The following is a 23248-nucleotide window of genomic DNA, read 5'->3' on the forward strand; positions in this document are numbered from 1 at the left end:
TGGGGGGCTCCACATGGGCGATTGCCCCCCCTGGGGTGACCGTTTAGTCTACTTGGAGGTTTTCGGGGCCCGGTTAATGCTTGGGCCCCTTGAGGGAGTGATGCATGATTGATGCCCGGCTTCGGGCTGTTCTGCGGGATTCGGCCCTGTTCGAGGGTGTCGATGGGGAGGTGTTTGGTCGCCTCATCGAACAGGTTTCCGAGCAGCACCTATCGGTGGATCAGGTCCTGTTCCAGCAGGGGGACGACGGCGATGCCCTGTATATCGTGATCGATGGTCTGCTGGAGGCGGTTCAGCATCGTGATGGCGGTGGGCATCGGCGGCTGGGGCTGATTCGGCCCGGTGATCCGGTAGGGGAGCTGGCCGTGTTGCTGGAAGGCCGGCGCGGCGCCACGGTTCGGGCGTTGGAAGAGACCCGTTTGGTACGACTGGAAGCTGAATCGCTGACTCCCTTGCTGTGGCAGTCGCCGGAAATGCAAGCGGCACTGGAGGCCCAGGTTCAGGCACGGATCCGTCGCAATGAGCTGGGCGATATCATAGAGCATTATTTTGGCGACTTGGCTGAGTCGGACCGAAGCATGCTGTCCGAACGCCTGGACTGGGTGGCCGTGGATGGTGGCGAGATCCTTTTTCGTCGCGGCGATCCGGGCGACAGTCTCTATTTCATCGTCAGTGGTGAATTCTGGGCCCTGAGTCAGGGCCTGGATGGTGAGGACGTACCCATCGCCACCCTGGGCCGGCGGGAAGTGGTGGGGGAGATGGGATTGCTTTCCAATCAACCCCGCAGTGCGGCCGTGGTGGCCGCCCGACCCAGCCTGTTGGTGCGCCTTTCCCGAACAATCTTTGAATCCCTCAGCGCCGAGCATCCGCAATTGATGCTCAGTATTACCCGTGAGCTGATCGGTCGGCTTCAGACCACTCAGAGAAAACGAAGCGGGGAGCGGGGCGGGTGCCGACGAATCGCCGTGGTTGCGGCGGAGCCTTCTATCGATCTGGATGAGGTCTTGACCTCGCTTTGCGAGCCTTTGAGCGGGTTGGTGGGCATGGTCTCCCGCCGGAAGGCTGCCCAAGGGCTGGGCGATCAGGCCCTGCGGGATGCCGAAAAGGAAGATCCCGCCCGGGTGGGGTTGACCCTGTGGCTGGAAGAGCAGGCCGCACAGCATGAACTGTTCTTCCTGGCAACAGACGGGGTGGAAGCAGAAGGAATGAGTGCATGGTCTCGATGCTGTCTGGCCGAGGCCGATGAAGTCCTGGTGGTGGCTGACAGCCGTGGGGATCCCCGTCCCCGGGGGCTGGAAGCTGAAATCCAGAAAGTCGGTGGCACGTCCAGACGGCAACGATTGCTGCTGATGCACCAGACGAGCCTGGCCGTGCCGGTGGATACCCATCGCTGGTTGGCGCCCCGGTCGTTAGACAGCCATTATCACGTCCGCTGGGGACACGGTGAGGATCTGGCACGGGCGGCTCGCTTGCTCGCCCACCGGGGTGTGGGACTGGCACTGGGAGGGCATGGACAGGGGGCACTGGCGCAACTGGGCGCGCTTCAGGCACTGGATGAAGTGAATGTGCCCGTGGATATGGTAGCCGGCAGTGGTGTCGGTGCGGCCGTAGGCGGCATATTCTGCCAGGCCCGATTGGGCGATGCGCTGGCCCACTATGGGGATTGGCAGTGCCTGGACTCGGCTCGCCTTGATGATGCTACGACCCAAACATTATTCGGTGAGACGAGTATTGAGGATCTATGGCGACCCTTTTGCTGTACGTCCACCAATCTTTCCCATCAGTCCTTGAGCGTCCATCGTCAGGGGCCGTTATGGCGTGCCGTGCGTGCCAGTATGGCGATCCCCGGACAGGGCGCGGCCGCGCGGTTTGATCAGGATATCCATGTGGATGGTGCTATCCTCAATAGCTTGCCGGCGGACCTGTTGTCCGGGCAGACGGCCTACACCATCGGTATTGACAGCTATCCAGGCCCTTTTTTACTGGAAAATGGCCTGTCCGAAAGCCAGACGAGACATCCCGGAAGCGTGCAACGGCTTCGTCGGGCACTGGCGGCCTGGCGCGGAAAGGGGGTAGAGGACGTGGAGGGGCCCAGTAGAGGAAGTCATGACAGGATTCTGCTGACCGCCTTGATGGCAAGGACCCGCAAGGACACTACTACGGTCCGGAATCAACTGGACTTGTCGCTCTCCATTCCGGATGATAGCCCGGTATTTGATGGCCGCCGTCCCATTGGGGAAATCATTGATTTCGGCTATACCACGGCCCAGGAAGCACTGTCGGATATGAATGTGTCGAACCTTCGGGCCCAGTTGTTGGGTACTGCTGGCTAAGCGCTCCTAGATTCAGTCGTCAATGATATAGTGCATGGTATCGCCTATTAGTCAGCGGGAGACCGGATTGACTGGATCGTATGCCTTGAAGCGGCTGGGGCTCTGGTTGGGGATTGGTCTGGCGTACGTGCTGGCCGCATGGGTCTCCCTTCAATTGCCCCGGCCGGATGATTTCATCACCCCGGTCTATCTGCCTGCTGGCATTGCTCTTGCCGCCATCCTGGTCTTTGGTGTTCGGTCCTGGCCAGGTATTTTTCTGGGTGCTCTGGCATGGGGTGCAACAGTCAGTCATTGGGGCCGTGAGGATGAGATTGTTGTTCTTTGGGCCTTGTTCATCAATCCGGTTTCGGTCACCTTGCAGGCCCTGTTGGGCGGCTTGCTGGCCCGCAAGCTGCTTGACTGGCCCCATCCCCTGGATAGCCTCCGTTCTGTTCTGACCTTCATTCTGGTGGTAGTACCCCTTTCTTGTTTGATCAACGCCAGTGTTTCCGTGCCCATGCTGTGGAACGAGGTATTGCCCAGCGAGCGTGGCCCGTTCATTTTGTGGTTGCAATGGTGGCAGGGAGATATGCTGGGCAGTCTGTTGCTGATTCCCATTGCCCTCGTCTTTTTTGGTCAACCCCGAGAGGTCTGGCGACCCAGGAGGCTGGGCTTGAGCATCCCCCTGTTGGCCACGGGACTGTTGACGATTCTGGTATTCCGTCAGGTAGCCCTGGTAGAGGACGGCAATCGGGAATCCAGTTTCCAGCTGGACGCGGAAAGGACAGCCCATCAGGTAGAGCGGCACTTGTTCGCCCAACTGGACATGATTCGGGTGTTGCAGAGGTTTCTGGCCATTTCCCCTGAGCTGGACAGGCAAACATTCCAGGCATTTGTAGCGCTGTTTCTTGAGCGTCATCCGGGTGCGCAGAATTTCAGTTTCAACCCACGGGTCAGCCAGCAACAGCGACTCGCCTTTGAGCAACGCCAGGCTGAAGTGATGGGCTTCCCCTACGCCATCCGGGATCGACGGCCGGATGGTGCCCTGCATCCTGCCGAGGATCGGGAGCAATACTTTCCGATTCTTTTCGTGGAGCCCATGGCATCCAATCGGCTCGTTCTGGGCCTGGATCCCGTTTCCATTTCTGCTCCCCGGCGTGCCATCGATGAAACCATTGACACAGGCGAACCCATTGCCAGCGAGCCATTTCGTTTGACTCAGGAAGCTGAAGATCAGCTGGGCGTGGTGGTATATGCCGCCGTACACCGGAGTCGTGCAGTGCATGGTGAAGTGGACGATGATGGGGTGATTGGTTTGGCCACGGCAGCCTTTCGGATGGACCATGCGATTCAGTCCATGGTGGAGGACGGTCTGGCGCGAGGTATGCAGCTGTGTTTGCTGGATCGTACTGGAGAGGGGGAGATTCAAGGCCTGGCCGGAGAAGGGGAATGCCTTCAGGATGATTGGTCAAAAAAACATGCGTTGTCCCGAAGCCAAACTATTGACTTCGCCGGTCGTGAATGGGAATTACGGCTGGTGGGTACCCCCCAATACACCGGTGTTGCGGAAGGCTGGCCCATGTGGACGGCGGGGCTGGCTGGATTGTTTTTGACCGGGACCTTGGGAGCCTTTCTGCTGCTCTTTACTGGTCAGGCTCGACGTGTTTCCAATATTGTGGATCAGCGTACCCGGCAGTTGGCTGTAGCAACCGACGAGCTCAGGGAGCAGCAGGAGGCACTCAATCGGGCCCAGGGCATTGCTCGCATGGGGAGTTGGGAGGTGGATTTGAATGATGGAAGTTTTCATGCTTCCCAAGGGCTAGCTCGAATCCTCTATTGCGGGCAAAGCGAGCTGCAGTCCATGAAGGACCTTTTGGAACAAATTCATCACCAGGATCGTGATTCCACACGTCAGATCATTGATCGTGCTGAAGTTGAAACCGGCATGTATCAGATGAATTGCCGCCCTGAATCCGCATCGGATCGTGTTTTGCGTCTGGTGGTGGAAAGCGATTGGCGAGGTGGTCAAGCATGGCGATTGCGTGGTATCGCCCAGGATGTTACCGAGGCAAGGGACGCGGCGGAGAAAATCGAGCGCCTGGCCCATTATGATGAACTGACCGGATTGCCCAATCGCAGTCTGTGGTTGGAGTGTACTCGGTCAGCCCTGGAGTCCGCCCGCCGCCATGAGGATTCACTGGCCGTGATGTTTTTGGACCTGGACGAGTTCAAGACCATCAATGATTCCCTGGGACATAGCGTGGGGGATCTTCTCTTGACTGCGATCGCAGAACGGCTTCGCGATAGTATCCGATCCGAGGATATTCTCGCCCGGCTAGGGGGGGATGAGTTTGTTCTGCTGCTGCCTCGTCTCAAGGAGCAGGGCTCGGCACAGTTGGTGGCGGAGAAAATGATGGCATCCTTGTCTGAGCCAGTCGCCATTGGTGGGCATGAGCTCAAGTTGACGGCCAGTATTGGCATTGCACTGTATCCGAATCATGGTGATTCGGTGGAAGCGCTACTGCAGCATGCTGATACCGCCATGTACCGGGCCAAGGAAGCGGGTCGGAATAATGCCAAGTTCTTTGAGCCCGGCATGAGCGATGACGCCCGGGAGCGATTGTTCATCGAAAGTGGCATCCGGAAGGGCTTGGATGATTCCCAGTTCCTGCTTCATTTCCAGCCCCAGATCGATTGTAATACGGGGCGGACAGTGGGACTGGAATCCCTGGTCCGTTGGGCCCATCCTCAGGAAGGCTTATTGATGCCAGTCCGTTTCATTGCCGCAGCGGAACGTTCCGGGCTGATTATCCCCCTGGGTGACTGGGTTTTGCATGAGGCTTGTCGACAACAGGCGGCCTTGGCCAAACAGGGATATGGTGATGTGACCGTGGCCGCCAATATCTCGGCTCTGCAGTTCCGGCGTGAGGTCTTCGTGGATCGAATGGGGAGTTTTCTGGAGCAGACCGGGGCGAATCCGGAGCGGATTAAGCTGGAGATTACCGAAAGTACCTTGATGGACCTCTCCCAGAATTTATTGGGACAGCTTAGGGCGCTACGCGAGATGGGCTTGACCTTTGCTCTGGATGACTTTGGCACGGGCTATTCGAGCCTGAGCTATCTCAAGCGATTACCCATTTCCCAGATAAAACTGGATCGTTCCTTCGTCATGGATCTGCCGGATGACAGTGACGATGCGGCCATCGCTGAAACAGCCATTGCCATGGCTCGCAACTTGGGTATGCAGGTGGTGGCGGAGGGTGTGGAAACCCAAGCCCAGAAGGAATTTCTCCTGGCTCGAGGCTGTCACATTATGCAGGGCTTCCTTTTCGCCAAGCCCATGCCGCTAGAAGACCTTGATCTTTCTACCAGTTACATGAAGTAAGGAGTTTTCCCAATGGCGTTTAATACGGAACAGTATCCGGGTGTGAGTGAATCGGTGCGAGATCAAACTCAGGGGTTTCGCTTCAATCACAGCATGCTGCGAATCAAGGATCCGAAACGTTCGCTGCACTTTTACAGTCATGTGCTCGGCATGCGGGTATTGCGCCGTCTGGATTTTGAGGAAATGTCCTTTTCCCTGTATTTCCTGGCAAAACCTGATAATGATGAGACCATTCCGGAAGACCGTGCTGAACGCACACGCTGGACCTTTAGCCAGCGCGGCATTCTTGAGTTGACCCACAACTGGGGCACCGAGGATGACCCGGATGTGGCTTATCATGATGGTAATAGCGAGCCCCAGGGATTTGGCCATATCTGTTTTGCCGTGCCGGATCTGGACGCCGCCATTCGCTGGTTTGATGAAAACCAGGTGGCCTATGTGAAGCGCCCGGAAGACGGCAAGATGAAGGATATTGCCTTTATCAAGGATCCAGACGGTTACTGGATTGAGATTGTCGAGCCTGGGCGGATGGCCCGCTTGGGGGGATAGTGCTTGGGCCTCCCTCTCCGCCAGACATAAAAAAACCGCCCATCGGGCGGCTTTTTTATGTCTGGCGGAGAGGGAGGGATTCGAACCCCCGGACCCTTGCGGGTCAACGGTTTTCAAGACCGCCGCATTCGACCACTCTGCCACCTCTCCGATTCACACTGGGCCACTCACTCCCAAGGAGCGGTTGAAAAGGATAACATGAGGAACTGTATTTTGTGGAATGCCATTGCCGATTGGAGAGCCGGGATGAGGAAAATCTGGAGACTGGGCGGGGTGTTGCTGGCGATTGGGGCCGGTGGATTGCTATTGGGCGCCTGTGAAAGAGAAGCGGAACCGGAAGCATGGGCCACCGTGGCCCCACCGGAAGACGGTCTGGATGATTTCCGTGAGGAGGGGCGTCTATTCGTAGTGTTCGCCCCGGAGGATGCCGAGATTCCGCACCATCACATGGGCTTCCCGCCCATGGCGGATTCCGATCCCTTTTTCGCCATGGATGTCTCCGATTGGTCCGGCGAATCCCCTCTGGATTTGTTTGAGGATATGGCGGGTTTTCCCCGGGAGGCGCTCTCGGAGGTTCCCGAGGGTCGCTACCAGCTTCAGGCCGTCTACAAGACGGACTTTTTCTTCCATCAGGTAGTGAGTGAAGGCAGTTGGCTCTCGGAACCGGTGTCCGTGGAATGGCCGGCGGATCGGGGGGGAATTGAACTGCAGTTGAGCGATTACCGGCCGGATGAATTGCCGGCGGACCGTCCCAATCTACGTTTTGTACGTATCCACAGTGAGCATTTGAGCGAGTTTTGGGAAGAGGACATTTATCTGCGTGCCGCGGTGATCCTCCCCACGGACTGGGAAGACGGTGATGAAAGCTATCCCGTTCGCTACAACATTGGTGGTTATGGTTCCCGGTACACGCGGGCACTGGAGCTCATGGAAGCTGGCAGCGAATTCAGGGATGACTGGTATGATCCGGCCAATCCCAAGTTCATCATGGTGCTCCTGGATGGCACCGGGCCCTTTGGGGACCCTTATCAGATCAATTCGGCCAATAGCGGGCCCTGGGGAGATGCGGTGGTGGAGGAATTGATTCCCCATATTGAAGAGCGCTTCAGGGCCATCGGAGAGCCCGAAGCCCGTTTCCTCGATGGTGGTTCCACCGGTGGCTGGGCCTCATTGGCCATGCAGCTGTTTTATCCGGAGCAGTTCAATGGTGCCTGGTCTTTCTGTGCCGACAGTCCGGATTTCCGTCGGTTCCAGCTCATCAATCTGTATGAAGATGATAATGCCTACCACAACCGGCATGGTTATCTGATCCCCAGTAAACGTTCCACCGAGGGGGATCCGGAGTTCTCCATCGAGGCCGAGATTGCCATGGAACGGGTCATGGGGCGAGGTGATACCTTCCTCACCGGAGGCGAGCAGTGGGGCGCCTGGCATGCCCTTTACGGGCCTCGCGGCGAGGATGGTCTGCCGGTTCCGGCCTGGGATGAACATACGGGGGAAATCAATCCCGAGGTGGTGGAGCACTGGACCCAGTATGATCTTCGCCGTTATGTGCGCGACAACTGGGATGAGATCGGCCCTGATCTCCAGGGTAAGCTCAATATCTGGATGGGGGATATGGATGACTACTACCTCAATCCGGGCATGTATCGCTTCTCCGAGTTGCTGGAGTCACTGGAAAATCCGGATCCCGAGGCTAGTTTCACCTGGGGCCGACTGGAGGGCCATTGCTGGATTCCCCTGAGCCATGCGGAAATCCTTCAGCAAATGGCACAGCGCCTGGAGGAAGACTGATAGCCAGTGTCAGCGCAAGAGGAAGATGAGGACCAGCAGACCAAGCCAGAGCAGCAAGGCGGTGCCCAGGTCGGTCAGGCGGGTTTCCAGATAAGCCGACCAGTTCCCTGTCCTCGGTTTCCTTGGCCAAACCGGTGGGATGAGTACCGGGATTGACGGTTTCCATCGGAACAGCACAATTAGATCGCCGGGAGGAACTCTCGGATGGACTCCGGTCGGCCACCATCGCCGGGCCATGGCGGCTATTATCAGGCCGGCGGCAATGGGGGTCACGGTGTCTAGCAGATACGGGTGCTGGAAGGGCAGGGCCAGCTGAACCTCGGCGATCTGGGTGGCCGTCAGCCAGGGTAGCGACAGCCCTGCAAGCAGGAGAAGAAGCCAGGGCCAGGGCAGCCGGGTTTGCTCACGATTGGGGTTGTTGCTGGCGGTAATCAGGCCGTAGCGCAGCATCAATAGAGTGGTGGCTACCGAACTGAGCAGTAGGCCGGTTTCCAGTGTGGACAGGGCCTCGGGCCAATGCCCCTTGAGACTGACCTTGGCCAGGGCCCCGGAAGTCAGGGGTGCACCGGCCAGGGCCAAGGCCGGTAGCCAGCGCAGGGCGTGGATCCAGGATCTTGGCTGATCCAGCACATCCACCGACATGAAAAGCGCTGCTTTGGCCAGGCCGTGGTGGAGGGCGAAGAGCACTACTATCGCCAGCAGGGGGCCGGCCTGTTCCGGAAAGGCCAGGGCGGCACCCACACCAGCACTGATCAGCCCCATTTGACTGATGCTGGAGTAGGCTAGCAAGGGCTTGGCCTTCTCCTGGCACAGCCCCAGGATGACAGCAATAAAGGCAGTGGCCAGGCCCAGACCCAGCAATGTCTGCCCGGGCAGTTGGAAACCTGTTTCGCCGATGGGCAAAAAGCGCAGCCAACCCATCAGGCCGGCAACGAGGATAACGCCACTGAGCACGGCACTGGCGGCTACCGGTGCCCTTGGGTGGGCCAGGGGTAGCCAGATATGCAGCGGCACCAGACCCATCTTGACGGCAAAGCCGGCCATAAAAAGCCATACCGCCAGACTTGCCTCTTCCAAGCCTTCCACCCCGGGCTGAGCCATTCCCAGCGCCGCATTGCCCAGTTCATTGCCGAGCAGCAGCAGACCGCTGATGATCAGTCCCTCCCCCAGTAGCGCCATCATCAGATAAATGCGCCCGGCCCGGTAATCCTCCGGACGGCGATAAAATACCACCAGCCCGTAGGCCGAGAAGGTCATCATGGCGTAGGCGGCATAGAAGCTGGCCGTATCCAGGGTGATGAAAACACAGAGATTGCCGGTCCAGCTCAACAGCCAGAACAGGAAAAAGCGCTGACGACCCTCGGCCTCCATGTGTCGACAGGCGTGCCAGCCAGCCAGGGTCCAGGCTGTGATGGCCAGTATCAGCAAGGGTGCCGAGAGGCCGTCGATGCCCACTCGAGCGCCCAGCAGCAGCCAGGGTAAATCCACGACCATTCCCTGGAGCCCCAGCAAGGGCAGGGCCGTGAGAGGCGCCCAGGGGGCCAGGGTGAGAGCGGTCTGGCGAAGCCTTGGAATGTAAAGCCCCATGGCCAGCAGGAGTGGCAAGCAGGGAAGGCAAAAGGCCATCAGTGTTGAAAGGCTGGGCAGACTCATTCGTACACCCGCTCGGTAATCAGTATGGCCCACTCCAGGGGGCTGAAGGGCATGCCGGCCAGAATGCCTGCACCAATGGCTAGCGCCGCGGTAAACAGCGACGGCCAGAGCAAATGCAGGGAAGCTTCCTGTACGCCAGTGGGGCGATCATCAGGGGGTGGGTCAAACCAGGCCCGCTTCAGAACCGGCAGGAAATAGGCGGCATTCAACAGGGTACTGGCTACCAGCACTGCCACCACCCAGTAGTGACCAGCCTCAATGCCGCCCAGGCCCAGATACCACTTGCTGACAAACCCCGCAAGCGGCGGAATACCAATCATGCCTAATGCCCCAACAGTAAAGGCCAGTGTGGTCCAGGGCATGGTGCGACCAATGCCGTTCATGTCAGAAACCTTCTTGATGCCATGGGTCTCAGCTAAGTTGCCGGCACAGAAGAAGAGGGTGATTTTCATCAAGCCCTGGTGAACCAAGTGAACCAGCCCGCCGATGGTGGCCAGCGGACCACCGATCCCTACACCCAGTGCGATATAGGAAACCTGGCTGACAGTGGAATAAGCCAGGCGTCGCTTGATGTCATTCTGTCGCAGTGCCATTACTGAGCCGTAAATAATGGTAAAGGCCGCTGCACCCGCCACCAGCATGTTCATGCCAAGTTGGGCCGTCAGCTCCAGACCGTAGACGTCATAGACCAAACGCACGATGCCGAAGGCCCCGGCCTTGACTACCGCTACTGCATGCAGCAGGGCGCTCACCGGCGCCGGTGCCACCATGGCCCGGGGTAGCCAGACATGCAGGGGAACGATGGCGGCCTTGACCCCAAAGCCGATGAAGAGCAGGAGAAAGAGTCCCTGGAGGAGGGCGGCCGGGGCATGGTCCTTATTCAAAAAACCACCCGGGAGAAACTCAGTGGTACCGCTGATGACCTGCAGGCCGACAATACCCAGTAGCATCAAGGCACCGCCGCCCAGGGTGAAGGCCAGGTAAAGGGTGCCGGAGCGAAGCGACTCACGAGTCCCTCGGTGAACCACCAGGGGCCAGGTGGCCAGTGTTAGTAGTTCGTAGAAGATGAAAAAGGTGAATAGATTACCGGCGGTGGCGACCCCCATGGTGGCTGCCACGCAGAGGCCGAAAAAGCCGAAGAATCGGGCCCGATTGGGCGAGGTCTCCAGATAGGCAATGGCATACACCGTAGTCAGCAGCCAGAGGATGGCTGACAGGGTGGCCAGCAACATGGTCAGGGCATCGGCATGCAGTTTCAGTTCAAGTCCGGGCAACAGGGCCAGGGTGAAGTGGAATTCATGACCTCGGGCCACCCCCCAGAGCATGATGCCCACCAGGACGAGTTTGGCGATTGCGGCACCCAGATTGATGGCCACACGGGTCCGATGCCAGGGCTCGCCCAGCACCAGAATCAGCAGCCCGGCCACCAGCGAGGCCAGCACTACCCACAGCGGCATGGCGGTATAGGCCATCATGGCTGCAGCCTCCCATTAGGGGCTCCGATCTCCAGGAAAGGCGCCAGCAGCTCACCGGCGAAACCCAGGAATACAGCCAATAGGGCGAGAATGACCGGTGGCCAGACCAGGGCTCGGGACAGCTTTCCATCTGCCTCTCGCAGGGGAGATTCCGCATAGGGGTCGGGCAGGAAGAATGCGTGGCGAAGAATGCGGAAGATATAGGCAGCAGCCAGCAGTCCGCCCAGGCTGATGAGCAGGGCCCACCACCACTGCCCCTGTTCCAGGGCAGCGGAAATCATCCACCATTTCGCGATGAAGCCGCCGGTGGGTGGTAGGCCAGCGATGGAGACACCGGCAATACCGATGGCCATGATGTTCTTGGACAGCATTCGATCGCAGCCGGCCAGATTCCGAAGCCGGTCATTGCCCAGCACCATAATCAGATTGCCGGCGGCCAGGAACAGGGCAGCCTTGGCCAAACCATGGCTGAGAGCGTGGTAGATCACCCCGTTCCAGGCCATGAGCGAGGCCATGGGGATCAGCAGGAGCAGATAGCCCAGCTGGGCGACAGTGGAATAGGCGATAACCCGCTTGAGCCGGTTCTGGCGCAGGGCCTGGTAGGAGCCATACAGAATGCCTATGGCCCCGATCAGGCCCATGGCTTGGGCCAGGGACGGGGTCCAGGCCTCCGCCAGGGGACCAAGCCAGAGTCGAAGAATTAGATAGACACCGGCCTTGGCCACGATGGCCGACAACAGGGCACTGGCGGGGCTGGGGGCGGCACTATGGGCCAAGGGCAGCCAGCTGTGAACCGGGAACAGGGCGGCCTTCATGGCCAGCCCGGCGGTCATGAACAGTAGGGCGGCGGTGGCGGCGGGTCCGCTTACATCGGATTCCGCTAGCAGCGAAAAGGAAAGGGTGCCCGCATGACCGTAGATCAGGGCCACCCCGAGCAGGAACAGTATGGAGCCCACCAGGGCGAAGAAAAGATAGCGTTGGGCGGCATCCAGGGGGGCTGCCCCCCGGCTGAGAATTACCAGGGGCACGGCGGCCAGTGTGGTGATTTCCAGGGTGACATAGAGATTGAACAGGTCAGCGGAGAGAAACAGAGCATTGAGACCGGACCAGAGCAGTAGCCAGAGCACTCGGTATTCACCGCCGGCGGCCGGCTTTTGTTGCCGGATCCAGGCCCGGGCATAAATGGCAACCACCAGGGCCAGAATGCTGCACAGCCAGAGCATGGCCAGGCTGAGCCCGTCCACCTGTAGGGGGATGGCAATCCCTTCCGGGTGACCGCCGAGCTGATAGAGCAGAGGGCCTTCAAGCAATACCAGGCCGCTGAAGGGAATCAGCAAGGCCAGGAAAACCGTGGCTATCAGGATGCTCAGGTAGTCGGCTACAGCCGGGCGCTGTAGGAGGAAGGCCAGTACCCCGGTCAGCAACGGGCCGAAGATCAATGCGGTCACCATGGCGGGACCAAATTCAATCGCCACCACGGTGACCCCCTTCCGGCTGATCCGATTGAGCGTCGGACAAGGCGTGGAAGTAGCGAATCAATGCCAGGGCAAAGGCGGTAAGGCTGACGGCAATGACAATGCCGGTCAGGACCATGGCCTGGGGAACAGGATCAGGGTCTTCGGGATGCTTGGCTGAGAGCACAATCAGGAACAGGAAAACCGCTGTGGCCATGATATTGGCCCCTAGGAGCCGATGTATCAGGGCTTGCCGGGTCAATACCCCGTACAGTCCCAGGCCGAACAGGGCAGCAGCAGTCAGGGTGAACAAGGCGGCACTCATGATTGATTCCCCCCTTCACCCGGCTGCCGTGTCATGGCAAGCCCCGGCGTGGCGGAGAACATGAGCATGAGGGTCAGGGCAATGGAAATCATCAGGGCAAACTCGATGCCCAACACCAGTCCGTAGGCAAGGGTCTCGACGGCCGGATAACTGAGGGGCATGCCATCAATCCACAAGCCCCATACCGCAAACAATGAGAACAACCCCAGACCGACAATTAACAATAGCCGGATCAGCGGACTGGCATGATCGCGGGCCGCCATCCGGCCGGTCAGGCGATACATGACGCCCAGGGCACCAAGCAGGGCACCGGCCTGGAAAGCACCACCGGGGGAGTGGCTGCCCGCCCAGAAAAGGTAAAAGGCGGTGAGCAGCATCAGTGGGGTGGCGGCGGCTACCAGTGGTGCCACCATGGGCGGGTCACTTTGCCGGGGCGGGTGCAGTGATGGCAGATGCGTTTGATGAATGAGAATACGAGCCCCCATGATGGCCAGGAGCAGGACCACCATTTCCAGCAGGGTGTCGTAGGCCCGGTAATCAAGCAGTACCGAAGTCACCGGGTTGCCCAGGAAGTGGTCTGCCTGGGCGGTAGTGACCGCATCGGCCGTGGGCCCGCCTGTGCCGGGCATGGGCAGCATCAGCCAGGCCAGGCCGGCGGACAGCAGCAGACAGAGTACGACACAAGCGCCTCTATACAGCTTCCCCGGGGGTGTTTCAGAGGCCGGTTGTGACTGTGTGTAGCTGGCCTTGCAGGCATTGAGCAACAAAGCCCCGGTGATACCGGACCCGATGGCGGCTTCCGCCAGGGCCAGATCCGGGGTACCCAGCCGAGCCCAACAGGCGGCCATGAGCAAACCGAAGACCATGAACAGTACGGTGGCTCGGAACTGGCCCGGGGAGATTACAACCTGCCAGGCCAGCCAGAGCAACCCCAGGCAAAGCAGTCCATCAAAGACAAGGCCGGCCTCCATCATCACGACTCGTCCCCTGAGTGCGCCTGGTGCCAGCGGGCGATAAGAAAGGCCGATAGGGTGGCCGAGCAAATGGCCAGCAACCAGATGAAGAAGAGCAGCAAAATGCCCGAGGCGGTCCGGTCATGCAGGGCCAGGCCCAGGCAGATCAGGCCCAGACCCACATTGTCGGCCTTGGTCAGGGCGTGTAATCGACTGAGGGTGTCGGGAAAGCGCAGCACCCCGACGGTTCCGGCAAGAAAGAACAGACAGCCGAAGCCCATGATAATCACCGCGATCATGTCCATCCCATTCATTCCGATTAGCGCTCCTGGTCGGGACGAATACGGGTGGGTAGCTGGACAAAGGCGATACTTCCGATGGCCGCCAGCATGACAAAGACCAAGGCCACGATGGCCAGGGCGGGCATGCTCTGGACGTAGGCCAGCAGCAACATGGTGGCCACCGTGGTGGTGGCGAAAAGCAGCAGGGCCAGCATGCGATCAGCGGGGTTGGGGCCCTGATAAACGCGAAGCAGACCGACAATTAGATTACCCAGGAGAAACAGGGCCATGAGCATGAGGATTTGATTCATGGTTGCTGTTCCTGTACCAGGAAGACCCCCTGGGCCCGCTGTTCCAGGCGTCGACATTCATGAGCCACATCGCCAGAAATACTGTGGACGGTGAGCTGGTCGCCGTCCTGGGATACGGACAGGGTGCCCGGCATGAGACTGAGGCTGCCGATGATGATGGTCCGGGCCGGACCATCAACCTCAAAGCGATGGACGTGCTGGCGAATATCCAGGGGCATCTTCGGGTGCAGGGCCCGCCAGGCCACATCCAGCCCTCCCAGAATAGAACGCTGGATGAAATAGAGGGAGAAGCTTAGAAGGCCGGTCAGGGAGACTGGCTTCAACGTTTCCGGGAGCAGCCAGTGACTGGCAAACAGAATGAGGATAATGGCGGGCAGGGCGGTCCACCACCCTTGTCCTCCGGACAGGGCAAACCACAGCAGCGTGAGCACGGCGGCCAGTAAGAGCTTATTGGTCCATGCATGGCGGTCCAGACGGATTGGTGACATCGAGGATCGACCCATTACGGTGCTGAGAATACTTAAGGATGATGAACCATGGCTGAATAGTGGTCGGATAAGGCCTTAGGCCTGGACCACATCATGCCAGTCCTTTTCCGCGGCCCAACTGTTCCGGGCCATTTGTATAATGGCGGCCACTGATTCCTCGGATACCGACTGCACATCGCCGATTTCCCTTTCATTGTAGTGGTAGACATACAGTCTTGATACAAACTGGTCAAAGGGCAGGGAAGACTCGCCGGGGATCTCTCCATGACCTTCCGTGGACGTGACAACCCCCTGGCCCCAGTCCTGGCGGCTTTCATTGTTGGGGTTGAAGAAGTAGACCCGCATCTCACCATCTGGGTCCAGCGTGACACGTTGGATGGCAATGGCATGCCAACCAATGAAGTGTCCAAAGGAATCCGTGGCTACCACGCCAGCCGGTTGAGGGTAAATGAGTTCGGCGCCCCCATTGTAAAGGGGATGGTAGGTGGCAAAGAAGCGACGCATGAAGCCCTCGAAATCGATGACGGCGCCGGTGCTGTACTGAATGCAGCTGGCAAAGCCGCGGTTCACCCACCAGCCGTGAAACTCGGGATTGATCCATCGATGGCCGTCTTCCCCCCGACCCATGATCCGTCGTCCCATTTCCCAGTAGATTTTGTCCAGGTGGGGAACCAGCAACAGAGAAACCATATCCAGTTCGGTATGAAAGTCTTCGATCAGCCCTTCACTCAGTTCACTGGAACGGATCAGGGCGCCTTCGAAATGCATGTCGATCTCTCCGTCCCGGGCGGCCCACATGATCAGTTCCAGCAGATAACCTGGATCACATTGGGACCAAAGGCTGATGGCCCGTGCTGACTGGCAGGTGGGGTTATTGCCCTGGCCGATACCCAGTGGTTGGCCCAGAACGCTGATTACGCCGGCCAATAGAAGGCTATGTCCGGAACGATGCTCACTGGCCCCGGACTCCCGGTGGAGCATGTCGGATATTTGGTCATTGGGAACAAAGCGGGTTAACCGCCAGAGGGCCGGGGCAATGGGGGGGAAGAAGAGGATGCCCCGGTTCAGAAGACAATGCAGTCCATAGGCAGATTGAGCCGTTTCGGCGGAAATCGCTTCACGGACCAGCCTCCGGCACAGGGATTCATAGGCATCCAGGCTGTCCCGACCTACATTGTCCAGCCCCAGGAGGGTGGCTAGTTCGTCCAGAGGGGCATCGGCAAACTGCTCCAGTAAGCCGCCATGGGCCCGGCAGGCCAGACCGCTGGCTGCCAGGCTGGTGCCCAGACGCTCCAGTTCCGGCTGACGTTCCTCCCGGGGCAGGGCTTCCACTGCTTCGGTGTACGCCGCCGTGTCTTGATGATGGTGCTGGGCCAACGCGGTGGGACCTCGCCAGGCGGAAACCATCTTCCGTGCCCGCCGGGCCAGGGTCTCATCCTCGATGTCGCTCAGGCGGGGTTCAATCCGCTCCAGCATATGCCAGACCGGCGCTACATCAATGGGGCGTTGCTTGAGGATCTTTTCTGATTCTTCCACCAAGGTAGCCACCACCCCTGCATTGCCCAAGTGGTTGAGCAGGAAGTCCAGGTGGTGGCGGACGGCTTCTCGTTGGCCATCTACGACATCTCGGCCAGCCTCAGAGTGATCGGGCAGCACCAGGTTGATATTCAGGGCCAGTACCCGCTCCAGAAAGCCCCGTGCCTGTTCTGCCGACAGTTCCGAATACTCGGACTGTCCCTGGCTGATGGCGAGCATGCGCAGCTCACTCAGGCATTCCAGGGCGGCGGTTCGGGCCGGGCCGGTCAGGGCGCCACGGACCAAATCGGGTTGCAGTCGTTCCGGGTAATGCCAGTCTGTCCCGTAGAACACGCCGGCATCCTGGAAGCGGGGCGCAAATTCGAACAGACGATCAAGGCCACCAGGCAAGCGCATGAGACGACTGGCTAGATCCAGCAGCTGGGTCTGGTAATTGATCTTGGCAAAATCTCGGGCAGAATCCAGGCGGCTCAAAGCTTGGTCGAAGCGATCCATATTGCGTTCCAGCAGAGCCGAATCATTATCCATGGGACCGCGTTCCTGTCTGTTCATAGATTGTTTCTCGCCCGAACGGGCCTTGGTGGCGTTATCAACCCACATTACCTGATGACCGGGTTCCCGGCTAGCCGTGCCACCCGAGGATTCGCGCAGCGGGCCTGTCTCGGTTAGAATGGCGCCCCTGCGCGCGCCCAGGGAGGCTCTGTATGTCGCGTCCCCTGAACGGGAATCCATTGATCAAGGCATTGGCCGCCATCGGGGCTGTTCTGGTGACGGCATTTGCCATTTTTCTGGGGGCCATGGCGTTTCTGGCCTTTCTCGGTTTGGCGATCATCGCCTTCATTGCCTTTCAGCTTCGCCTCTGGTGGCTAAGGCGGCGCGTGGCTGCTGCCCGCCGTCGCCGTGGTGGGCAAGCAACACGGCGCCCACAGGGGCGGGTTATTGAGGGTGAGTATTCCAAGCGCGCTCAAGACGACAAAGACCATTGAATCCATTTCTAATGCCTTAATAGAGGTTGCACATGTCCAAGGATTTCTCCCAGTACCGCGCCCATCCCTGGCACGGCATTGAAGCCGGTCCTGATTTGCCCGGGATCGTAAATGTATTCATTGAGATCACTCCCGCCGACCCCATCAAGTACGAGATCTGCAAAGATACCGGCTATCTGGTGGTGGACCGGGTACAGCGTACATCGGCTCTGCCGCCGGCCGTCTATGGCCTGGTGCCGCGTACCTATTGCGGGAGCCGGGTGGCGGCCATGACGGGTGATAATCTGGAAGGGGATGGCGATCCGCTGGATGTGGTGATTTTCAGCGAGCGCCCCATCGGCCAGGCCGATGTTCTGGCCGAAGCCAAGGTGGTGGGTGGTTTGTGCACCGTGGACAAGGGCGAGGCAGATGACAAGATTGTCTGTGTTCTGCCTAGTGACCGGGTGTATGGCGGCGTGGAAGATGTTTCGGAATTGCCGGAGGTCTTTATCGAGCGCCTGCGCCACTACTTTGAGACATACAAGTGGATTCCAGGCATGGACAAATCACCCTGTTTTGTGAAAAGCGTCTATGGCCGCGAACAGGCCCACAAAGTAGTAGAAGCGTCCCTGGAAGATTACCGGGAGCTGGTGGGCCAATAAGCAGCCCACAGCCGTTGACCCACTCAAAAAAAGCGTCCCCTTTTGGGGACGCTTTTTTTATGAATCTACATTGGCAATTTTATGAAGCCAGAGAACCTAGAATGTTGGGGCAGGGGGTCAATCCGCCTCGTTCCAGCAGAGCTCGCGACCTTGCTGGAAAGGACGGGCAAGAATGGCGGATTCCAGTGCCGCATGGTCCTTGGCGCTTTGGTCCTGGAAACGGAGGGTGGCACCTTCTTCCAGGGCCGTGTTCAGGCTGCTGCGGGGCAGGGACGAAGCCACGAGATTACTGGCGGGGCGCCAGTAAATGCTGTCTGCCGCAATCCCTAGATATTCGTCCTCAGCGATTCGAGCTTGGAGTTTCTGCCAGCTCAGGCCCTCTGCCTCATTCCAGTTCAGGCTCAGCTCCAACGTGACACCGTTAATGCTCAAGCGGGCATTTCCGGACAGGCCGTCGGCGGTTTCCTGAATCACCAGGTAGTCGGGCGGGGTGGGGATGGCCCGAAATTCTGGGTTTCGAAAGCTGTCCACTCTCAGCTCGGACGCGGACTCCGGCCAGCGTTCATGTCCTTCGCCCTGAGTGTCACTGGTGAAAGGCTGGCCATTGAGATAGGTCCCATCCCGACAGACCGTGATGGTGTCGAGTGTCTCATTCAGCACCGGCACAGCCTGGGCCGCCATGGGCAATGCCAAGAGCAATGCCAAGCTAACCTGGGGCCGGAGCTGGGAAAGGGAGGTTGGCTTCATCGCCCCGTCTCAGAGCATTCCAGTTTGCAGTTTGGCTTCATCGGACATCATATCCCGGTGCCAGGGCGGATCAAAAGTCAGTTCCACATTGGCCTGTTCAATCTGGGGGATACGTTCCAGCTTGATTTTAACGTCCTGGGCAATCACATCCCCCATGCCGCAACCGGGTGCCGTCAGCGTCATCATCACGTTGACGTGATACTGCTTGTTGCCGATGGGCGTGAGATCACATTCATAAACCAGACCCAGATCCACGATGTTGATGGGGATCTCCGGGTCGAAGCAGCTCTTCATGCGATCCCAGCAGAAGGCTTCCACGTCTTCCTCGCTGGCATCGGCGTCCAGTTCCGGCTCCGGTTCCGGTTCGATGCCCAGGGCATCGGCATCGAAGCCCTCGATGCGAGCCATGTTGCCGGAGACATAAACGGTGTAGCTACCGCCCAGGGCCTGAGCAATTACCACTTCGGTGTTCTCCGGAATCACCACGCGACTACCGGAAGGAATCAAAGTGGCTTCGCAGTCTCTGGTCAGTGCAACAGGATCACCGCGGGTATACATAAGCCGTCCTCTTACTCGGTTGTCGCAATTTCTTCGCCCTCAAGGGCGGCATGCAGGGTGTGCCAGCATAGGGTGGCGCACTTGACGCGGGAAGGGTAGGCCTTGACCCCTTCCAGTGCCGCCAGCTTGCCCAGGGCCTCCACATCCACCTCTTCGCCTTGGCCTGTCAGCAGGCTGTGCATCTGGCCGAACAGGTCTTCCGCTTCCTTGGCCGGCTTTCCCTTGAGTCGTTCGGTGAGCAGGGAGGCCGAAGCCATGGAGATGGCGCAGCCCGAGCCTTCAAAGGCCACGTCCTCGATCACACCATCCTTTTCCACCACATAGAGCCTGAGTTTGTCGCCACAGAGGGGGTTGTAGCCCTCGCTGACGCGGGTGGCCTTCTCAATCCGGCGAAAATTCCTGGGTCGCCGATTATGATCCACGATAATTTCGTGATACAGATCCTTCAAATCCATCAGCCCAGTACCTCTTGTGCTTTTCTAATGGCCCCGGCCAGGGCATCGATTTCTTCCTGGGTATTGTAGAAGGCCATGGAGGCCCGGGCAGTGGCCACCAGATCCAGCTTTTCCATCAGGGGCATGGCACAGTGGTGCCCGGCCCGGATGGCCACACCATCGCTATCCAGAATGGTGCCCAGATCATGGGGATGGACATTGTCCACCACGAAGGAAATCACTGAAGACTTCTTCTCGCTGGTGCCGATAATACGGACACCGGGAATGGCTTCCAGGGCTACGGTGGCATACCGAAGCAGTTCATTCTCCCAGGCGCCAATGGCATCGATCCCTAGCGATTCAATGTAATCAGCGGCTGCCGCCAGGCCGATGGCCCCGGCGATATTGGGGGTGCCGGCTTCGAACTTGTGGGGTAGATCATTCCAGATGGAGCGATCCAGGCGCACCATCTTGATCATTTCTCCGCCCCCTTGCCAGGGGGGCATTTCCGTCAGCAATTCCCGTCTGGCCCAGAGCACACCGATGCCGGTGGGCCCAAACATCTTGTGGCCGGAGAAGGCATAGAAATCACAACCCAGGGCCTGAACATCCACGGCCATATGGGGTGTGGCCTGGGCCCCATCCACCAGTACGGGCACACCATGGGCGTGGGCCCGCTCCACCAGATGCTTGATCGGGTTGATGGTGCCCAGGGCGTTGGAGACATGCCCCACGGCGAACAGGCGAGGGCGGCGGGCAATAGCTTCTTCAAAGCTATCCAGATCCAGTTCGCCATTCTCCTTCACGCTGACGGCCCGAATCTTGGCGCCGGTCTGTTCGCAGACCAGCTGCCAGGGCACGATGTTGGAGTGGTGATCCAGCTCCGTGATGAGAATCTCATCACCCGGCTCCAGCCGAGGACGGGCCCAGCTCTGGGCCACCAGATTGATGGCTTCGGTGGTACCCCGAAGGAAGATCACTTCTTCTTCCGAGGCCGCATTGATAAAGCGGGTCATGCGCTCCCGGGCGGCTTCATAGGCCTGGGTAGCCCGTTCCGCCAGGGTATGAACGCCACGATGGATATTGGCATTATCCATTCGATAATAGTGGTCCACCGCCTCGATTACCTGTCGCGGCTTCTGGGAGGTGGCCGCATTATCCAGATACGCAAGCGGTTTGCCCTGCACGCTCTGATGCAGGATGGGAAAGTCTTCACGTACAGCTGCCACGTCCAGTGGCTGGGTACCGAGTTTGTCAGCCGCAGTGCTCATTCTTCCATGGCCTCCAGGTCAGCCAGTCGTCCTTCCTCCGAGACCCGGTTCACCACCAGGGCGCTGAGCCAGTCCCGGACTTCCGCGAGCGCCATTCGCTCAATGACGGATTCTGCAAAGGCATAGGTGAGAAGGTCGCGCGCCTTGGCTTCATCCACGCCACGGGAGCGCAGGTAAAACAGCGCATCTGGATCCAGTTGGCCAATGGTGGCGCCATGGGAGCAGGCCACATCATCGGCGTAGATTTCCAGCTCCGGCTTGGTATCCACTTCCGCCAGCTTGGTGAGGAGTAGATTGTCGTTCTTTTGCCCGGCATCAATCTTCTGAGCGTGTTTGTGAACCACCACCCGGCCGTTGAACACCGCCCGGCCACGACCATCCAGCACGCCCTTGTAGGTCTCGTCACTATTGGTATGGGGGGCGGCATGATCCACGCAGGTGTGGTTGTCCACGTGCTGGCGGTCGGAGACCAGATACAGACCATTGAGAATGGCCTCACTGCCTTCCTCCGCCAGGCGGGCATTGATGTCATGGCGGACCAAGGCACCGCCCAGGTTCACATTGTGATTCACATAATGGCTGTCGCGTGCTTGATGCACATGCACGCCACCGATGTGATAACCAGCGGAGGATTGGCGTTGAAGCAGATAGTGGTCCAGGCGTGATTGGGCCGACAGGGCAATCTCACTGACCACATTGTTGAAATTGGCAGCTCCATCCAGCCCTACATGATGTTCCAGGACCGTGGCTTCACTGCCCTGGTTCATCTGGATCAGTACCCGGGGGTGAAAGACAAAGGCCTCGTCACCGGGGGCGGAGATGAACAGCAGTTCAATGGGCGTCTTGCACTGCACATTCGCGGCGATCTCCAGCAGGGCCCCATCCCTCACAAAGGCATTATTGAGTGCCGTGAAAGGGGTGTAATCCAGGCCGGATTGACGACTGAGGCGTGCTTGAAGCGCCTCGGGATCGTCCTCCATAGCCTGGGCAATGGAACGCAGTTTGACCCCGTCCGGCAGGCCGGCGGTGTCGGACAGTTCCGCCTGGTAACGGCCATTCACAAAAACCAGTCGGGCTGCATCCAGTTCAGGTACCCGGGCATTGTCCACCTGCTCGGCGCTGACCGAGGGGGCGGTCTTGGCCAGGGCGAAGCGGCCCTGGCTGATGGGGCGCAGACTGGTGTACTTCCAATCTTCGTCCTTTTGGCTGGGCAGGCCCTGATCCTGAAAACGGGTCAGGGCATCCCGGCGGAAAGTGGACAGCCAGCCATCACCCGGCAGTGTATCTACCGCCCGGTCGAACTGGGTCAGGAAATTGTAGCGTGCGGTATCTTCTCCGCTCATGCCTCAGCTGCCTCCTTCTGGATGCCTTCATAGCCGTCACGCTCCAGCTCCAGTGCCAGGTTCTTGTCGCCGGTCTTGATGATCTTGCCATCGGACAGCACATGCACCTTGTCCGGCTCCACATAGTTCAGCAGGCGCTGATAGTGGGTGACCATGACAAAGGCCCTTTCCGGATCACGCATCTGGTTGATGCCTTCAGCCACTAGCTTCAGAGCATCAATGTCCAGGCCGGAGTCCGTCTCGTCCAGAATGGCCAGGGAGGGTTCAAGTACCTGCATCTGGAAGATTTCATTGCGCTTCTTCTCACCACCCGAGAAGCCGGAGTTCACGCTGCGGCGGATGAAACTTTCATCCATGCCCATGCGCTTCATCTTCTGCTTGACCAGCATCAGGAAGTCGGCCGAATCGATGGGCTCCTCGCCGCGATGCTCGCGAATGGCGTTCAGTGCGGCTTTGAGCAAGTAAACATTGTTCACGCCCGGAATCTCCACCGGATACTGAAAGGCCAGAAAGACGCCCTCATGGGCTCGCTCTTCCGGCTCCATCTCCAGCAGGTTCTTGCCGTGCCAGGTGGCGGAACCGCTCACTATTTCATAATCGCCGCGTCCGGCCAGGATGTGGGCCAGGGTACTCTTGCCGGAGCCGTTGGGCCCCATGATGGCGTGCACTTCCCCGGGCTTCACTTCCAGGCTCAGGCCCTTGAGGATTTCCTCGTCACCGATTTTGACCTTGAGATTGTCAATCTTGAGCAT

The 23248-nt window shown here is 59.1% G+C and carries 21 protein-coding genes and 1 tRNA gene; 6 read left to right on the top strand and 16 right to left on the bottom strand.

The window, feature by feature from the left end; translation table 11 throughout:
- Positions 1-104: 104 nt before the first annotated feature.
- From J2T60_RS03555 to gloA, 3 genes are all read left to right on the top strand, one after another.
- The gene (locus tag J2T60_RS03555; RefSeq protein WP_253445520.1) at positions 105-2333 is read left to right on the top strand and encodes a cyclic nucleotide-binding and patatin-like phospholipase domain-containing protein; all 2229 of its coding nucleotides are present in this window, start codon (positions 105-107) and stop codon (positions 2331-2333) included.
- Between the two features lie 67 nt (positions 2334-2400).
- Positions 2401-5697, top strand: coding sequence for an EAL domain-containing protein (locus J2T60_RS03560; RefSeq protein WP_253445523.1), 3297 nt, complete (start codon positions 2401-2403; stop codon positions 5695-5697).
- A 12-nt stretch (positions 5698-5709) separates the two neighbouring features.
- Positions 5710-6246: a lactoylglutathione lyase gene (gloA, locus tag J2T60_RS03565; protein WP_253445526.1), complete on the top strand. Its 537-nt coding sequence runs from the start codon at positions 5710-5712 to the stop codon at positions 6244-6246.
- A gap of 62 nt (positions 6247-6308) precedes the next feature.
- Here gloA and J2T60_RS03570 read toward each other — a convergent pair.
- Positions 6309-6396, bottom strand: a tRNA-Ser gene (locus J2T60_RS03570).
- Between the two features lie 96 nt (positions 6397-6492).
- Between J2T60_RS03570 and J2T60_RS03575 the strand changes: the two genes are divergently transcribed.
- On the top strand, positions 6493-8040 hold the full coding sequence (locus J2T60_RS03575) for an alpha/beta hydrolase-fold protein (protein ID WP_253445529.1): 1548 nt from the start codon (positions 6493-6495) through the stop codon (positions 8038-8040).
- A 9-nt stretch (positions 8041-8049) separates the two neighbouring features.
- Here J2T60_RS03575 and J2T60_RS03580 read toward each other — a convergent pair whose 3' ends face one another.
- From J2T60_RS03580 to J2T60_RS03620, 9 genes are all read right to left on the bottom strand, one after another.
- On the bottom strand, positions 8050-9693 hold the full coding sequence (locus J2T60_RS03580; protein ID WP_253445532.1) for a complex I subunit 5 family protein: 1644 nt from the start codon (positions 9691-9693) through the stop codon (positions 8050-8052).
- Positions 9690-11165, bottom strand: a complete 1476-nt coding sequence (locus J2T60_RS03585; RefSeq protein ID WP_253447607.1) for a proton-conducting transporter transmembrane domain-containing protein — start codon at positions 11163-11165, stop codon at positions 9690-9692. Before J2T60_RS03585 ends, J2T60_RS03580 begins: the two co-directional genes overlap by 4 nt.
- Positions 11165-12643: a complex I subunit 5 family protein gene (locus tag J2T60_RS03590; RefSeq protein WP_253445535.1), complete on the bottom strand. Its 1479-nt coding sequence runs from the start codon at positions 12641-12643 to the stop codon at positions 11165-11167. Before J2T60_RS03590 ends, J2T60_RS03585 begins: the two co-directional genes overlap by 1 nt.
- The gene (locus J2T60_RS03595) at positions 12633-12947 is read right to left on the bottom strand and encodes a cation:proton antiporter subunit C (protein WP_253445538.1); all 315 of its coding nucleotides are present in this window, start codon (positions 12945-12947) and stop codon (positions 12633-12635) included. Before J2T60_RS03595 ends, J2T60_RS03590 begins: the two co-directional genes overlap by 11 nt.
- On the bottom strand, positions 12944-13921 hold the full coding sequence (locus tag J2T60_RS03600; protein WP_253447611.1) for a hydrogenase subunit MbhD domain-containing protein: 978 nt from the start codon (positions 13919-13921) through the stop codon (positions 12944-12946). Before J2T60_RS03600 ends, J2T60_RS03595 begins: the two co-directional genes overlap by 4 nt.
- Complete coding sequence (locus J2T60_RS03605) at positions 13921-14214, bottom strand: cation:proton antiporter (protein WP_445376037.1); 294 nt, start codon at positions 14212-14214, stop codon at positions 13921-13923. Before J2T60_RS03605 ends, J2T60_RS03600 begins: the two co-directional genes overlap by 1 nt.
- 5 nt (positions 14215-14219) lie before the next feature.
- Positions 14220-14492: an MrpF/PhaF family protein gene (locus tag J2T60_RS03610; protein WP_253445540.1), complete on the bottom strand. Its 273-nt coding sequence runs from the start codon at positions 14490-14492 to the stop codon at positions 14220-14222.
- Positions 14489-14980 (bottom strand): Na+/H+ antiporter subunit E, encoded by a 492-nt coding sequence (locus tag J2T60_RS03615; RefSeq protein ID WP_253445543.1) that lies wholly within the window; start codon positions 14978-14980, stop codon positions 14489-14491. The genes J2T60_RS03610 and J2T60_RS03615 overlap by 4 nt, the downstream gene beginning before the upstream one ends.
- Positions 14981-15055: 75 nt before the next feature.
- A complete protein-coding gene (locus J2T60_RS03620; RefSeq protein WP_253445546.1) occupies positions 15056-17044 on the bottom strand; it encodes a hypothetical protein in 1989 nt (662 codons plus the stop codon).
- Positions 17045-17220: 176 nt separating this feature from the next.
- Between J2T60_RS03620 and J2T60_RS03625 the strand changes: the two genes are divergently transcribed.
- Positions 17221-17502 (top strand): hypothetical protein, encoded by a 282-nt coding sequence (locus tag J2T60_RS03625; protein ID WP_253445549.1) that lies wholly within the window; start codon positions 17221-17223, stop codon positions 17500-17502.
- A 32-nt stretch (positions 17503-17534) separates the two neighbouring features.
- Complete coding sequence (locus J2T60_RS03630) at positions 17535-18143, top strand: inorganic pyrophosphatase (RefSeq protein ID WP_253445552.1); 609 nt, start codon at positions 17535-17537, stop codon at positions 18141-18143.
- Between the two features lie 117 nt (positions 18144-18260).
- Here the strand turns inward: J2T60_RS03630 and J2T60_RS03635 are convergent, their stop codons facing one another.
- From J2T60_RS03635 to sufC, 6 genes are read right to left on the bottom strand one after another with little or no spacing between them, the layout of a single operon-like run.
- Positions 18261-18890 (bottom strand): hypothetical protein, encoded by a 630-nt coding sequence (locus J2T60_RS03635; protein ID WP_253445554.1) that lies wholly within the window; start codon positions 18888-18890, stop codon positions 18261-18263.
- A 9-nt stretch (positions 18891-18899) separates the two neighbouring features.
- Entirely contained in the window at positions 18900-19448 is a 549-nt protein-coding gene (gene sufT, locus J2T60_RS03640) for a putative Fe-S cluster assembly protein SufT (RefSeq protein ID WP_253445557.1), read from the bottom strand.
- 11 nt (positions 19449-19459) lie between these two features.
- Positions 19460-19903 carry a Fe-S cluster assembly sulfur transfer protein SufU gene (gene sufU, locus J2T60_RS03645; RefSeq protein ID WP_366518273.1) on the bottom strand — a complete coding sequence of 148 codons (444 nt, stop codon included), beginning with the start codon at positions 19901-19903 and terminating at the stop codon, positions 19460-19462.
- Positions 19903-21153, bottom strand: a complete 1251-nt coding sequence (locus J2T60_RS03650; RefSeq protein ID WP_301288304.1) for an aminotransferase class V-fold PLP-dependent enzyme — start codon at positions 21151-21153, stop codon at positions 19903-19905. The genes sufU and J2T60_RS03650 overlap by 1 nt, the downstream gene beginning before the upstream one ends.
- Positions 21150-22496, bottom strand: coding sequence for a Fe-S cluster assembly protein SufD (gene sufD / locus J2T60_RS03655; protein WP_253445560.1), 1347 nt, complete (start codon positions 22494-22496; stop codon positions 21150-21152). Before sufD ends, J2T60_RS03650 begins: the two co-directional genes overlap by 4 nt.
- Positions 22493-23248, bottom strand: coding sequence for a Fe-S cluster assembly ATPase SufC (sufC, locus tag J2T60_RS03660; RefSeq protein WP_253445563.1), 756 nt, complete (start codon positions 23246-23248; stop codon positions 22493-22495). Before sufC ends, sufD begins: the two co-directional genes overlap by 4 nt.

The organism is Natronospira proteinivora, from assembly GCF_024170465.1.
Taxonomy (GTDB): Bacteria; Pseudomonadota; Gammaproteobacteria; order Natronospirales; family Natronospiraceae; genus Natronospira; species Natronospira proteinivora.